This is a genomic window from Parerythrobacter aurantius (genome assembly GCF_045291475.1).
Taxonomy (GTDB): domain Bacteria; phylum Pseudomonadota; class Alphaproteobacteria; order Sphingomonadales; family Sphingomonadaceae; genus Parerythrobacter; species Parerythrobacter aurantius.
Window position 1 is genome coordinate 1,755,942 of record NZ_CP147985.1, and the last position, 13,256, is coordinate 1,769,197.

The 13,256-nt window shown below is 64.9% G+C and carries 13 protein-coding genes; 4 read left to right on the top strand and 9 right to left on the bottom strand.

What is annotated here, in order from left to right:
• Positions 1-4: 4 nt before the first annotated feature.
• From WAB17_RS08705 to WAB17_RS08720, 4 genes are all read right to left on the bottom strand, one after another.
• Positions 5-1,090 carry a phosphotransferase family protein gene (locus WAB17_RS08705; RefSeq protein ID WP_435416966.1) on the bottom strand — a complete coding sequence of 362 codons (1,086 nt, stop codon included), beginning with the start codon at positions 1,088-1,090 and terminating at the stop codon, positions 5-7.
• The gene (locus WAB17_RS08710) at positions 1,090-2,178 is read right to left on the bottom strand and encodes a Zn-dependent alcohol dehydrogenase (RefSeq protein ID WP_435416967.1); all 1,089 of its coding nucleotides are present in this window, start codon (positions 2,176-2,178) and stop codon (positions 1,090-1,092) included. The genes WAB17_RS08705 and WAB17_RS08710 overlap by 1 nt, the downstream gene beginning before the upstream one ends.
• A gap of 47 nt (positions 2,179-2,225) precedes the next feature.
• Complete coding sequence (locus tag WAB17_RS08715) at positions 2,226-3,566, bottom strand: acyl-CoA dehydrogenase family protein (RefSeq protein WP_435416968.1); 1,341 nt, start codon at positions 3,564-3,566, stop codon at positions 2,226-2,228.
• Between the two features lie 90 nt (positions 3,567-3,656).
• The gene (locus tag WAB17_RS08720; RefSeq protein WP_435416969.1) at positions 3,657-4,523 is read right to left on the bottom strand and encodes an SDR family NAD(P)-dependent oxidoreductase; all 867 of its coding nucleotides are present in this window, start codon (positions 4,521-4,523) and stop codon (positions 3,657-3,659) included.
• A 184-nt stretch (positions 4,524-4,707) separates the two neighbouring features.
• On the opposite strand from WAB17_RS08720, the gene WAB17_RS08725 reads away from it, so the two are divergent.
• The 3 genes from WAB17_RS08725 (at position 4,708) to WAB17_RS08735 (ending at position 7,979) form a co-directional block, all read left to right on the top strand.
• Positions 4,708-5,886, top strand: coding sequence for an acyl-CoA dehydrogenase family protein (locus tag WAB17_RS08725; protein ID WP_435416970.1), 1,179 nt, complete (start codon positions 4,708-4,710; stop codon positions 5,884-5,886).
• A 129-nt stretch (positions 5,887-6,015) separates the two neighbouring features.
• Complete coding sequence (locus WAB17_RS08730; RefSeq protein WP_435416971.1) at positions 6,016-7,155, top strand: acyl-CoA dehydrogenase family protein; 1,140 nt, start codon at positions 6,016-6,018, stop codon at positions 7,153-7,155.
• Positions 7,156-7,172: 17 nt separating this feature from the next.
• Complete coding sequence (locus tag WAB17_RS08735) at positions 7,173-7,979, top strand: SDR family NAD(P)-dependent oxidoreductase (protein WP_435419361.1); 807 nt, start codon at positions 7,173-7,175, stop codon at positions 7,977-7,979.
• Here the strand turns inward: WAB17_RS08735 and WAB17_RS08740 are convergent.
• Both WAB17_RS08740 and WAB17_RS08745 read right to left on the bottom strand, forming a co-directional pair.
• Positions 7,968-8,996 (bottom strand): fatty acid desaturase, encoded by a 1,029-nt coding sequence (locus WAB17_RS08740; protein WP_435416972.1) that lies wholly within the window; start codon positions 8,994-8,996, stop codon positions 7,968-7,970. The genes WAB17_RS08735 and WAB17_RS08740 overlap by 12 nt on opposite strands.
• Positions 8,997-9,522: 526 nt before the next feature.
• Positions 9,523-9,969, bottom strand: coding sequence for a nuclear transport factor 2 family protein (locus WAB17_RS08745; protein WP_435416973.1), 447 nt, complete (start codon positions 9,967-9,969; stop codon positions 9,523-9,525).
• A gap of 77 nt (positions 9,970-10,046) precedes the next feature.
• Between WAB17_RS08745 and WAB17_RS08750 the strand changes: the two genes are divergently transcribed.
• Positions 10,047-10,808 (top strand): helix-turn-helix domain-containing protein, encoded by a 762-nt coding sequence (locus tag WAB17_RS08750; protein ID WP_435416974.1) that lies wholly within the window; start codon positions 10,047-10,049, stop codon positions 10,806-10,808.
• Between the two features lie 720 nt (positions 10,809-11,528).
• Here the strand turns inward: WAB17_RS08750 and gmk are convergent.
• Genes gmk through WAB17_RS08765 form a run of 3 tightly spaced genes read right to left on the bottom strand, consistent with a single transcriptional unit; the run spans position 11,529 to position 13,207 of the window.
• Positions 11,529-12,170, bottom strand: coding sequence for a guanylate kinase (gene gmk / locus WAB17_RS08755; RefSeq protein WP_435416975.1), 642 nt, complete (start codon positions 12,168-12,170; stop codon positions 11,529-11,531).
• 48 nt (positions 12,171-12,218) lie between these two features.
• Positions 12,219-12,665, bottom strand: coding sequence for a hypothetical protein (locus WAB17_RS08760; protein WP_435416976.1), 447 nt, complete (start codon positions 12,663-12,665; stop codon positions 12,219-12,221).
• 38 nt (positions 12,666-12,703) lie between these two features.
• Entirely contained in the window at positions 12,704-13,207 is a 504-nt protein-coding gene (locus WAB17_RS08765; RefSeq protein ID WP_435416977.1) for an SspB family protein, read from the bottom strand.
• Between the last annotated feature and the right edge of the window lie 49 nt (positions 13,208-13,256).

Here is a 13,256-nt window from a genome sequence, read left to right on the forward strand (position 1 = left end):
ATTCCTATTCCGGCATTCCTGCCGCAACGAGGAAGTCGTATGCCCGCTCGATCAGCGGCGTGACCCGCTCGCTCATGCTCTTGGCATGGGCGGAGGAGGCGGTGCCGTCGATGACGCGCTTCTTGATGCCCTGCATGATGCCTGCAAGCCGGAACAGGTTGTAGCCGAAATACCAGTCCATCGGCGGCACCGGGAAACCGGTCCGCGCGACATAGCGTTCGACCGCTTCCTCCATTGACGGGATGCCCAGCGCGGCGGTGTCGACATCGGCAAGACCCGCGCGTCCGTCGGAGGCATTCTTCCAGTTGAGCATCAGATAGCTGAAATCGGCGATCGGATCGCCCAGCGTCGACAGTTCCCAGTCCAGCACCGCGATGACGCGGTTCCCGGTCTTGTGGAAGATGACGTTGTCGAGCCGGTAGTCGCCATGGACGACCGAGCTGCCATGCTGCGGCGGGATCGAACCCGGCAGCCACTCGATCATCCGCTCCATCTTGGGCTGGTGCTCGGTTTCGGAGAGCTTGTACTGCTTGGTCCAGCGATTGATCTGGCGCGCGCAGTAATCGTCGGGCTTGCCGAAATCGCCCATGCCGATGGCCTGAGGATCCTTCGTATGCAGGTCCGCCATGGTGTCGATCAGCGAATTGTAGAGCTCGCGCCGGTCTTCGTTCGAGCATCCGGGCAATGCGCCGTTCCACAGCGAACGGCCGTCGGCGAGGCTCATGACGAAGAACTTGGAGCCGATGACTTCCGGGTCCTCGCACAGGCCGTAGGTGCGCGGAACAGGGAAGCCGGTGGGATAGAGCCCCGTCATGGCGGCGTACTCGCGGTCGACCGCATGGGCGCTCGGCAGCAGCTTGCCGAAAGGCTGGCGGCGCAGGACGTAGGAGGTGCTGGGTGTGTCGATGCGGTACGTCGGGTTCGACTGGCCACCCTTGAACTTGGTGTAGCTTATCGGCCCTTCATACCCATCGACATTGGCCTCGAACCAGGCGGTCAGCCGACCCAAATCGAGCCGGTCCGCCTCCGGCACCTCGATGGTACCGACCATTACCTTGTCGAAATCGATTGGCTGCGCTTGTTCCGTCATCAGTCGAACACCACCACGCTCCGGGCCGATGTGCCCTGCTTCATCTTCTCGAAGCCCTCGTTTATCTTTTCGAGCGGGATGCGCTCGGCGATGATCGTGTCGAGATCGAGCAGGCCGCGCATGTAGAAATCGACGAGGCGCGGCAGGTCGACCGGGAAGTGGTTCATCCCCATGATCGCGCCCTGCAGCTTCTTGCCGCTGAGCAGATCCATCGCGCCGAGCCCGACCTTGCAGTCGAGCGGCATCATGCCGAGGATCGTCGCGGTTCCGCCGCGCCGCAGCACCTTGACCGCGAGGTCGGCGCTAGCCTGCCGGCCGACGGCTTCGATGGCATGGTGCACGCCGCCGCCGCTGATCTTCATCACCTGGTCAACGGCATCGCCGGCCATGGCATCGACCGTATGGGTCGCGCCGAGGACTTGCGCGAGCTCGCGCTTCTCGGCGATAGGGTCGATCGCAATGACCTTGCCGGCCCCTGCAATCTTGGCGGCGTTGATGGCGGCAAGGCCTACCCCGCCGCAGCCGACAACTGCCACGGTCTCGCCCGGGACCACGGAACAGGCGTTGAAGATCGTGCCCGCCCCGGTCGTCACCGCGCAGCCGATCACCGCCGCGCGGTCGAGCGGCATGTCCTTGTCGATCGCGACGCAGGCGTGTTCGTGGATCAGCATCTGCTCGCAGAAGGCCGACAGGTTGAGCATCTGGCCGACCGGCCCGCTGCCGTCGGCGCGCATGATGCGCGGGGCGGCATCGGGCGCGCGGCGGGTGTCGGCGCCGAGGCACAGGGCCATGCGGCCGGTGACGCAGAATTCGCAGTGGCCGCAGAAGGCGCTGAGGCAGGATACGACATGGTCGCCCGGCTTCACCGTCTTCACTTCGCTGCCCACCGCTCGGACCACGCCCGCCGCCTCGTGGCCGGGAATGGCCGGGAGCGGGTGCGGATAGGCGCCTTCGATGAAGTGCAGGTCCGAATGGCACAGCCCGCAGGCCTTGGTGTCGATCAGGACCTCGTGCGGGCCGGGATCGGCAAGTTCGACCTCACCGATAGTGAGCCCGCCGACCTGTTTCAGGATTGCGGCTTTCGCCATTTGTCTCTCCTCGTTTCTCCCCTCCCGCTTGCGGGAGGGGAGAATGCTTACCGCGCCACGCCCATGTCGCCCGAGCTGAAGGCATTGTCGTTGCCCATGGTCGGGGCCTTGCCGTCGCGCAGGGCGTTGGCGGTGGGACCGGCTTCGGGCAGGTGGCGGGCAAACTCGATCCGCGCGATGGTGCGGGCGTGGACTTCGTCGGGGCCGTCGGCCAGGCGCAGGGTGCGCTGGTGGGCATATGCACTGGCGAGGCCGTAGTCCTCGGAAACGCCGCCGCCGCCATGCGCCTGGATCGCATCGTCGATGATGCGCAGCGCCATGTTGGGCGCCTGCACCTTGATCATGGCGATTTCCTGCTTGGCGTTCTTGTTGCCGACCTTGTCCATCATGTCGGCCGCCTTGAGGCAGAGCAGGCGGGTCATGTCGATGTCGATACGGGCGCGGGCGACGCGCTCTTCCCAGACCGAGTGCTTGTAGATCGGTTTGCCGAAGGCTTCGCGTTCCTGCAGGCGGCGGCACATCTTGGCCAGCGCCTCTTCGGCGACGCCGATGGTGCGCATGCAGTGGTGGATGCGGCCCGGCCCGAGGCGGCCCTGCGCGATCTCGAACCCGCGGCCTTCGCCAAGCAGCATGTTGGTCACGGGAACGCGGACGTCCTTCATTTCCACTTCCATGTGGCCATGCGGCGCATCGTCGTAACCGAAAACCGGCAGGTGGCGCAGGATGTTGACGCCGGGCGTGTTTTCCAGCGGCATCAGCAGCATCGATTGCGCGGCGTGGCGCCCGGCGGAGAAGTCCGTCTTGCCCATGACGATGGCGACCTTGCAGCGCGGATCGCCGAGGCCCGACGACCACCACTTGCGGCCGTTGATGACATATTCGTCGCCGTCGCGCTCGATCCGGGTTTCGATATTGGTCGCGTCGGAGGAGGCGGTGAAGGGCTCGGTCATCAGGAAGGCGGAGCGGATCTCGCCGTTCATGATCGGGGTCAGCCACTTGTCCTTCTGTTCGCGCGTGCCGTAGCGGTGGAACACTTCCATGTTGCCGGTGTCGGGCGCGGAGCAGTTGAACACTTCGCTGGCGAAGCCGACGCGGCCCATTTCCTCGGCGCAGAGCGCGTATTCGAGATTGGTCAGGCCCGGCCCTTCGAATTCATAGCTCTCGTCGACATGGTGGTGGCCGTCGTTGCGCGGCGGCATGAACAGGTTCCAGATGCCTTCGGACTTGGCCTTGGCCTTCAGTTCCTCGACGACAGGGATGACCTTCCAGCGGTCGCCCTCGGCGTCCTGCTGCTTGTAGGTCGGCACGGCGGGCCGGACATGCGCGTCGATGAAATTCTTGACGCGGTCGCGCCAGTAGGCCTGCCGTTCGGTGGGTTCGAAATCCATGGGATTGCCTCTCTCTTCCTGTCGTTCGTATCGAGTCTTGTCGGGCGACCGTGGCACGCGGCGCGGTGCGCGCCAAGCCCCGTGTTGGTGTCAGTCGGCGGGCTGGGCCGCCGCCGCCTTGGCCTGTTCTTCCAGCTTAAGCAGCATTTCGAAGGCGCTCGGCGCTTCCACGTCCCAGCTTTCGCGCGGGCCGATGGTGATGCCGCCATCGACGATCAGCGATGTGCCGGTGACGAAGCCGGCCGCCTCGCTGGCGAGGTAGGCGCAGGCCTCGGCAATGTCGCGCGGCTGGCCGCCGCGCTTCACCGGCTGGGCGTTGCTGCTCATCTGGGCGATGAAGCCCTTGGCCATCTCCTTCTGCTCGTCGGGAATCTCCAGCGAGCTGGTGAAGATGTTGGTGTTGATGAAGCCCGGCTGGATCGCGTTCACGCGGATGCCGAACTGCGCGAGGTCGGCGGCGGCCATCTTGGTCAGGTGGAGCACGCCGGCCTTGGCCACGGCATAGGCGGTGGGCGAATAGCCCGGACCGACGGCGGCGACGCTGGAGACATTGACGATCGCCGCGCCCGGACGACCCATCATGTGCGGCACGGCATAGCGGATGCCGAACGCGACCGAGCGCAGCAGCAGGTCCATCGTCCGGTCCCAGTCGCCCGGTTCGATTTCGTGGATCTTGCCGCGCGCTCCGCCCGCGCCGGCGTTGTTGAAGACCACGTCGATACCGCCGGTTTCCGCAGCGGCGCGGTCCATCAGCGCCTTGATCTCCTCGGTCGAGCAGACGTCGCAGTGCTGGTAACGGACATCGCCGTCGATCTCGCTTTCGAGCGCCTTGCCGACCTCATCATTGATATCGGCGGCGTAAACGGTCGCGCCTTCGCGGGCGAACAGGCGGGTGCTTTCGAGACCGATGCCCGACGCTGCACCGGTGATGACCACCGTCTTGCCGGTGAATCGCATGGCTGTCTCTCCCTTGCCCTGTGGCCCATTTCATTTTGCAACCAGCTTACGCCTGCTTACGTGCGCGTCAACGCGCTTTCGGGTGACGCTACGGCAAGGCGGGGCGGGCAGACGGCGCTTGCAGGCGAGGGTCGAATCAACTTAACGTAAGCGTCAAGTTCGAGACTATGAGAGGAGTCGGAACATGTCCGATCTAGAGACTTTCCGCAGCGAAACCCGCGCCTGGCTGGCGGCGAATTGCCCCCCGGAAATGCGCGAGCCGGTGCGTGACGACGGCGATATCTACTGGGGCGGCCGCAAGGCGACCTTCAAGAACGATGCGCAGAAGGCATGGTTCGAAGCCTGCGTCGCCAAGGGCTACACCGTCCCCGCGTGGCCGAAGGAATACGGCGGGGCAGGGCTCTCGCCAGCCGAAGCCAAGGTGCTGCGCGAGGAAATGGCCGCGATCGGCGCGCGCCCGCCGCTCTCCAGCTTCGGGATCTGGATGCTCGGCCCGGCGCTGCTGCACTTCGGGACCGAGGGGCAGAAGAAGAAGTTCCTCAATGAAATCGCCCGCGGCGAAATCCGCTGGTGCCAGGGCTATTCGGAACCGGGCAGCGGCTCCGACCTCGTTTCCTTGCAGACCTATGGCGAGGATAAGGGCGATTACTGGATCGTCAACGGCCAGAAGATCTGGACCTCCTATGCCGACAAGGCCGACTGGATCTTCTGCCTCGTCCGCACCGACAAGGAGAACAAGTATCAGGGCATCACCTTCATGCTGTACGACATGGAGAGCCCTGGCGTTTCGACCAAGCCGATCCTGCTGATCAGCGGCAACAGCCCGTTCTGCGAAACCTTCTTCGACGATGTGAAGGTGCCGAAGAGCTATGGCGAAGACGTGCCGGGCTATGTCGGCGAGATCAATCGCGGCTGGGACGTCGCCAAGTACCTGCTCGGCCACGAGCGCGAGATGATCTCGGGCGCGGACGGGGGCAACACCGGCACCATCGGCGCGGCGCTCAGCCGCAGCGCGGGCGAGATCGACCCGGTCCTGCGTGCCGAACTGGCGATGTTCGATGTCGATGCGCTGGCCTATGGCGCGATGGGCGAGAAGTTCCTCGACGAGATCAAGGTCGGCAAGGCGCATCCGGCCCAGCCGAACATGATGAAATACGCCGGGACCGAGCTCAACAAGCGCCGACACGAACTGGTGATGAGCGCGGGCGGCAGCCGGGCGCTCGAATGGGAAAGCGAGGAGACCGGCGGCGGCAAGGCCGCGCGGGGCTGGCTGCGCACCAAGGCCAACTCGATCGAAGGCGGCACGAGCGAAGTCATGCTCAACGTCATTTCCAAACGCATCCTCGACCTGCCGGGAGCCTAGTAGCCCTCTCCCCTTCAGGGGAGAGGGTTGGGAGAGGGGATTAACCCCCCAACTCATAGAAATTCATAGGGCCGGGGCGACATTCCCCTCTCCCCGGCCCTCTCCCCTGAAGGGGAGAGGGAGATTCAAATGCCCCTGTATCATAACGAAGATCAGGCCATGCTGGCCGAAACCGCGGCGCAGTTCATGGCCGAGGAAGGCAGCATCGCGAAGCAGCTGCGCCACTGGCGCGACCGCAATTGCAAGGACGGCTTCGGCCACGGCCTGTGGGAACAGATGGCCGAACTCGGCTTCACCGGCATCATAGTGGACGAGGAAGACGGCGGGCTGGGCATGGGCCACGTCGAGGCGGGGATCGTGCTCGAGGAAATCGGCCGCAACCTGACCCCGTCGCCTTTCCTGACCTCCTCGGTCCTGGCGGCGACTGCACTCAAGCATGGCAGCAACGACCTCAAGGGCCGCTACCTGCCGGGCCTGATCGAGGGCAAGAGCGTCTTCGCCGTGGCGATCGACGAAGGGGCCAAGCACCGCCCCGAAACCATAAAGTGCCGCGCCGAGCGTTCGGGCAATGGCTTCAAGCTTTCCGGCCAGAAGGATTTCGTCGTCCACGGGTCCAGCGCCGACATGCTGGTCGTGGCGGCACGGACCTCCGGTTCGGACGGCGATGCCGACGGCATCACCCTGTTTGCCGTGCCCAGGGATGCGGCGGGCATGAGCCACGACGCCGTGCGGCTGGTCGACAGCTCGATGGCGACGCATACGAAGTTCGACGGTGTCGAGCTCGATGGCGACGCGGTGATCGGCGACGTCGACAATGGCCGCGCCGTGCTGAACGCCATGCTCGATGCGGGCCGCGTCGGCAGCGCTGCCGAGGGCGTCGGCGTCGCGCGCGGGGCGATGGACATGACGGTCGATTACATCAAGCAGCGCAAGCAATTCGGCAAGGTCATCGGCGAGTTCCAGGCGCTCCAGCACCGCTCGGCGCATCTCTATTCCGAAGTCGAGATCGCGCGAGCCGCGGTGATCAAGGCACAGCAACTGCTCGACGGCGGCAGCGAGAAAGCCTCGCTCATGGCCTCGGTCGCCAAGGCGAAGGTCGCCAGGACCGCCGGCCTCGCGGTGCGCGAAGGCGTGCAGATGCATGGCGGGATCGGCATGACCGACGAATACGACATCGGACTCTACATGAAGCGCGACCGTGCGCTGCAGGAGTTCCTGGGCGATGCCTATTACCACGCCAACCGCGTGGCGGAATTGCAGGGTTACTGAGCGGGAGAGAGACGATGATGAAACTCAACGAGCTGTTCGGCCTGCAGGGCCGTGTGGCGCTGGTCACTGGCGGCAGCCGCGGGATCGGCAAGATGATCGTCGAAGGCCTGCTCGCGGCCGGGTGCGAGCGCGTCTATATCAGCGCCCGCAAGGTCAACGAGATCGAGGAAACCTGCGCCGAGCTGGGCGAGAAGGTCATCGGCATTCCCGCCGACCTCAGCCAGATGGACGGGATCAAGGCGCTGGCCGACGAACTCGCCAAGCGGGAGAGCAAGCTCGACCTGCTGGTCAACAACGCCGGTGCCGCCTGGGGCGAACCCTTCGAGGAGTTCACCGAGGCCGGCTGGGACCGGACGATGGATCTCAACGTCAAGACCCCGTTCTTCCTGACCCAGAAGCTCCATCCCCTGCTCAAGGCGGCGGCGACGGCGGAACGGCCGGCCAAGGTGCTGATGATCGCCAGCATCGACGGGATGAAGTCGAACCCCTGGCCGACCTACCCCTACCAGGCGTCCAAGGCCGGGCTGATCCACCTGACCCGGCGAATGGCGGCGGAGCTGGTCAAGGACAACATCATCGTCAACGGCATCGGCCCGGGGGCCTTCCCCAGCGCCATGAACCGCGCCGCGCGCGACAACCCCGAGGCCTCCGCCCGCGGCATACCCTCGGGCCGGGTCGGCGTGACCGAAGACATGGCGGCCGGCGCGATCTACCTGCTCAGCCGTGCGGGCGACTATGTCGTTGGCACGACGCTGGCGATCGACGGCGGGGTGGTCAACGCCAATGTCGGCGCGGGCAACTTCGTCGACCCGTCAGGACGCTAGAGCTAAAGCCTTCAGCCGCCGCGCCTCGCGGAAGGTCACCAGCTTGCGCTGCTGCTCGTCCCACAGCGCCAGCATCATCGGCTTGATGGTCTGGCGCAGGGTGAAGCGGTTGAGTTCGGCCAGCCGCGGGTGCGCGCGCAGCGCCTCGGGCAGGCGGTAGAACGGGATCCGGCTCGCCAGGTGATGGACGTGGTGGATACCGATGTTGCCGGTGAACCAGCGCAGCCATGCCGGCAGGTGCAGGTAGGTGCTGCCCGCCAGCGCGGCCTCGTGGAACTCCCACTCGCCCTTGCGGTCCCAATGGGCATCCTCGAACTGGTGCTGGATGTAGAACAGCCACACCCCCATGCTCGCCGCGGTCAGCAGCACGGGGAAGAACACCGCCGCCACTGCAGCCAGCCCGAACACATAAATCAGCCCCGCGAACACCCCCGCGAGCGCCGCATTGCTGCCCATCGAGCTGATCCAGTACTCCTTGCCTTCGCGCATCAGCCCGATCGGCAGGCGGTGGCGCAGCAGGAAGAGGTAGGCCGGCCCCAGTCCGAGCAGCACCACCGGATGGCGATAGAGCCGGTAGCCGAGCCGCTTCCACCGGCTGCCTTCGAAATATTCGCGCACCGTCAGCGTATCGACATCGCCGAAGCCGCGCGCGTCGAGATTGCCCGTCGCCGCATGGTGCAGCGCATGGGCCCGCCGCCAGCAGTCATAGGGGGTCAGCGTCAGCACGCCCAATGCGCGCCCGACCCAGTCGTTGCCGCCGCGCTTCTTGAAGAAGGCGCCGTGGCCGCAATCGTGCTGGATGATGAACAGCCGCAGCAGCAGCAGCCCGGCGAGCGGCGCCAGCACCAGCGCCGCCCAGTACCCGCGCTCGACCGCGAACAGCATGGCACCGAACACCGCGATGAAGGGGGCGAGGGTGATCGCCAGCTCGGTCCAGCTGCGCAAGGGGCGCGGCTCGTAGAACGGCTTCAATTCGCGCGCCAGCTGGCGCGGGTTGATCTCTTCTGCCTGTGCCAACTGCGCCGGGGCAAACTCTTGCGGCCTCACTGCGATCCTCTCGTCCAATCGGTTGGCGCGAGCATTAGCAGGCCGAATGTTAATGTCACGCGACACCGGTGCGAAAGCCGTGGTGAAGGGCGCTGCGACGGGTGTGGCGGAGGGTGGGGGCGCGAAAGCCTGTCCTGAGCCTGTCGAAGGGTTCACACCAAAACCCGACAGCGCGAACTTCAGGAACCTCGCCCACAGGCGCGATGGAAATTTTGCAAAAGTCGGGCGCCAGATACGACAAAGCCCCGCGGGTGAGGCGGGGCTTCGTGGCGGCGGCCGGGGATTGCGGGCGAGGTGGGGGCATGGCGGCGGCGCGGTGGTAGCGGGGCGGGGGCGTGTAGGAAAATGGATTTGTGGGTCGAGCAATGGTCCGGAATTGGGCCGATTGCGGACCGTCCGTTTTTGATGCTCACAGCAGTGTAAGCCGACAATCGGCTTACGACCCCGTTCCTGACGCTGTTGCGACCGGTTCGACGAATCCTCTAGAGCGGCTGCGCTAGAGGTAACTGGCATCGAGGTGAGGCGCATGCTCTGCCAGCCAGCCAAGGGCCGCCTGAACATCGGCTTCTGCGAGATCATAGCAATCCTGCATCATTGCGACCTTGCCATCGCGAAATCGCCATAGGCTGGGCGCCGAGAAATACAGCAGCGGCCGATCGCCGAGGCGATAGACGCCCATCGCCCGCGCGCTGACCACATCAGGGCCGAACTCGCGAACTCCTACCCCGAACCACCATCGCTGATCGAAGTGACGGTCAAAGCCCTCGATGGATTTGCGGAAACCGGCGAGCACCGCGTCCGCACCTGTCAGATGACAGGCAAAGGGAACACCGGAAACCGTGTAGGTCACGTCGTCGTCGACGAGCGGGCGCAGGCTATCCCAGTCACCCGTTGCAGCAGCGCGGTCAAAAGCGGCAATCCATGTGCGCCAGATGTCGATCATTTGCTTGTCCTCCTTGGGCCTTTGCATCGCCGCAGAAGGTAATCGACACAATTACCTCGACGTCATAAACGGTCGCGATGAGTTTCGGAACCACACTCGCACGTCTGCGCCGTCACCGTGGCTGGTCGCAGGAAGCACTGGCCCTCCGGGCCGGCCTTTCGCAGCGCCATGTCAGTTTTCTCGAGACCGGACGGGCGCGGCCCGGTGACACGAGCCTTCGCAAGCTGATCGCGGCGCTGGGGCTGCGTGGCTGGGAACAGCGCCACCTTCTCGCCGCGCTCGTGCCTGCTGCTGACAGGACGGTCACCGCCGGATACGACCCATCGTTCATCGAGCGTGTCGCCGAGACGCTGTCACCGTGGCCGACTTATGTTTTCGATCCCGGCGGGACGTTGATCCTCGCGAACAGCGCGCTGCGACGCCTTCTTGCCCGTGTCGCTCCGGGGGAGGATCTGTGGCACGCCACGGCACCAGCGCGAGGACCGAACATCTACGACCTTGCACTCCATCCTGCGGGCCTGACGCGATGGATGGTCAATCCTGAAGAGGTTGTGCCGGAAACGCTCCGTCGCTTGCGCATTGAGGCAGCGACCGATGCGAGACTTGCGCCGATTACGGTCAGGCTCGAAGCCTATCCTGCCGCTGTTAAATTTGCATCCGCGCCAGCGATACCGCCTGCTGTGCTGATCGAGCGCTACGCATTCGACCGCAGCATTCTTTCGGTCGTGTCGATCATGTCCCATCTTGCCTCGCCAGGCGAGGTGGAACTCGCCACACTTCGGATCGAGACCTTCGTGCCTGCTGACGAGAAGTCCGCGGCCATGATGAGCAGCTTATGATCTCGGTCGACGGAAGCCGCCATTCGCCTCCCCACCCAACTGCGGCCATAAGCACGGTTGATGCGCGGTCTTGAAAGCAGCCTGGCAGCTTTCCCTCGCGTCTGCAAAAAGGCTGCCGTTCGGGAAACGACCCGTTTGCGGTCATTTCCGCCACTGCTAATATCCTCAATATGATACGGCATTATCTCATCGCGGCAGCGCTCGTCGTCGGGTTGACGAGCAACTCTGCGGAAGCATGTGTGTATAATGCTCCGCCAAGCAGTCGCATTGCCAAAGCCGGTGCGAATACTGTTGCTCTGGTCACAGTGATGCAAGCCTCTTACACTGGGCAACGCAGACCGGATTACCGCCCGTGGAAGGGCACTGTTCAACTAAAGCGTGTGCTTCGCGGTGCTACCAGAACACAGCGCTTTTCGATTGAACGTAGTGGAAGTAGCGCGGCTTGCGACGATGGCATCCCGCCGCCCGCAGTAGGCCAAATTTGGGTTCTCTATCTGGGCCAGCGTGACGGTTCGCAGGTAGTCCTGCTGTCATATCCCCTTGATGTTGCTCGTTCAGCGGATCCGAACTTGTTCTCCCGCAAGGTTGGCGGCTAACCACCCATAGTCGAACATTAGCGGTGCTGATTACAGGAGCAAAGATGCCGGTCCGCTCGTGCACGTTCGTGTAATGGGCTCGAACGTCCGAAATTGGGGCGCAAAGCCGTCCAACAGCTAACCCCTACCCCATCAACCCCCGCACAAACGGGATCAGCCCGGTCTGCCGGGTGCGCTTCATCCGCTCGGCGTGCAAAATCTCGCGCACTTTCACGAAGCACGCGTCGACATCGTCGTTGATCACCACGTAATCATATTCCGCCCAGTGGCTGATCTCGGCCCGGGCGCGGTCCATGCGGCGGTCGATCACGTCCTCGCTGTCGGTCCCGCGCCCTTCCAGGCGCTGGCGTAGCGCCTCGAGCGTCGGCGGCAGGATGAACACGGTGACGACGTCCTGCTCGTCCTTCTGCTTCAGCTGCTGGGTGCCCTGCCAGTCAATGTCGAACAGGAAGTCGCGCCCTTCCTTCAGGCCGCGGCGGATATAGCCCTTGGGCGTGCCGTAGCGGTTGCCGAACACCTCGGCCCATTCGTAGAAGTCGTCTTCCTCCACCATCGCATCGAACTTCGCATCGCTGACGAAGTGGTAGTCGACGCCGTCGATCTCGCCTTCGCGCGGAGGGCGGGTGGTGGCCGAAACCGACAGCTCGATCGCGTCGTCGGCGCCCAGCAGCATGCGGCTGATGGTGGTCTTGCCCGCGCCCGACGGCGAGGAGAGGATGAAGAGGAGGCCGCGCCTGTTGAGTGCGTCGGATTGATCGTGAGCCATGCGCGTCCTTGCACCGGCGGGGGGCGGGAAATCAAGCGGGCGACCGCACTAGTTCTCGTCTTTCGCCTGTTCCGCCAGCTTGCGTTGACCGCGCAGGCGCGCGCGGCGGCGGTTGCTGAGGTCGAGCAGGAGTTTCAGCCCGATTCCTGCGCCGACCATGGCCGCACCCGGCACCGAGCGGGTGGCGAGCTGCGCCGCAGCGGCGGCGGCCAGCGTCTGGCGGGCCTTGCGGTTGGCGATGATGTCCTTCGCCGTATCCTTGCCGAACCGGCCCTTGAGCAGGTTCCGCTCCACCGCGCGGCGGACGATGGTGCCGCCCGCGCGGATCAGTATGTCAGCGAGGACGAGGTTGGTGGCGGCATCGGGGCTGGGCCCGGGGAAGGCCGGATCTTCGGCACTGCTTACGGCATCATCGGGCCTGGTCGCATCCGCAGCGGGGAGCGCCTCGTCGCCTGCGGCTGTTTTCCTGCGCGAAGGCTTTGGCGATGCGGCCATGGGTCCCTTCCGTGGCGCCGCGAGTGCCGGTGCGCCGGTTACTTCTTGCGGCCGAAATCGACCGTGACGACGTTCGATCCGTCGTCCTTCTCGGTAACGGCCGGGTGCGCGGGCTGTTCCGCCTCGTCGTTTTCCGGGTCGTCATGCGGTTCGGGCGCCATGTCGGCGACGGTGGCCTGGAACTGCAGCCCGAAATCGACCGCCGGGTCGACGAAGGCGGTGATCGCGGCGAAGGGCACGAACAGCTTGGCCGGCACCTGGTTGAAGCTGAGCCCGACGGAAAAGGCGGTGTCGCTGACTTCGAGATCCCAGAACTTGTTCTGCAGGACGATGGTCATCTCGTCCGGGAAGCGCTCGGAAAGGTGGCGCGGGATCGATACGCCCGGCGCGCCGGTCTTGAATGTGATGTAGAAATGGTGGCTGCCGGGCAGCTCGCCGCCGCCCGACTGGATTTCGCCGAGCACGCGGCCGACGACGGCGCGCAGCGCTTCCTGCACGATCTCGTCGTAGGGGATGAGGCTGTCGGGGGTCTCGTCGCTCATGCGGTTCAAGTGGCTCGCCGCGCGGCGCGGGTCAAGCGCAGAATGCTTG

What these genes read in the sequence shown, in the direction of transcription:
- WAB17_RS08735 (WP_435419361.1), top strand. Translation starts at nt 7,173, where the DNA reads ATGAAACTCAACGAGCTGTTCGGCCTGCAGGGCCGTGTGGCGCTGGTC.
- WAB17_RS08765 (WP_435416977.1), bottom strand. Translation starts at nt 13,207, where the DNA reads ATGAGCGACGAGACCCCCGACAGCCTCATCCCCTACGACGAGATCGTG.
- WAB17_RS08730 (WP_435416971.1), top strand. Translation starts at nt 6,016, where the DNA reads ATGCCCCTGTATCATAACGAAGATCAGGCCATGCTGGCCGAAACCGCG.
- WAB17_RS08710 (WP_435416967.1), bottom strand. Translation starts at nt 2,178, where the DNA reads ATGGCGAAAGCCGCAATCCTGAAACAGGTCGGCGGGCTCACTATCGGT.
- WAB17_RS08725 (WP_435416970.1), top strand. Translation starts at nt 4,708, where the DNA reads ATGTCCGATCTAGAGACTTTCCGCAGCGAAACCCGCGCCTGGCTGGCG.
- WAB17_RS08720 (WP_435416969.1), bottom strand. Translation starts at nt 4,523, where the DNA reads ATGCGATTCACCGGCAAGACGGTGGTCATCACCGGTGCAGCGTCGGGC.
- WAB17_RS08750 (WP_435416974.1), top strand. Translation starts at nt 10,047, where the DNA reads ATGAGTTTCGGAACCACACTCGCACGTCTGCGCCGTCACCGTGGCTGG.
- WAB17_RS08760 (WP_435416976.1), bottom strand. Translation starts at nt 12,665, where the DNA reads ATGGCCGCATCGCCAAAGCCTTCGCGCAGGAAAACAGCCGCAGGCGAC.
- WAB17_RS08745 (WP_435416973.1), bottom strand. Translation starts at nt 9,969, where the DNA reads ATGATCGACATCTGGCGCACATGGATTGCCGCTTTTGACCGCGCTGCT.
- gmk (WP_435416975.1), bottom strand. Translation starts at nt 12,170, where the DNA reads ATGGCTCACGATCAATCCGACGCACTCAACAGGCGCGGCCTCCTCTTC.
- WAB17_RS08705 (WP_435416966.1), bottom strand. Translation starts at nt 1,090, where the DNA reads ATGACGGAACAAGCGCAGCCAATCGATTTCGACAAGGTAATGGTCGGT.
- WAB17_RS08715 (WP_435416968.1), bottom strand. Translation starts at nt 3,566, where the DNA reads ATGGATTTCGAACCCACCGAACGGCAGGCCTACTGGCGCGACCGCGTC.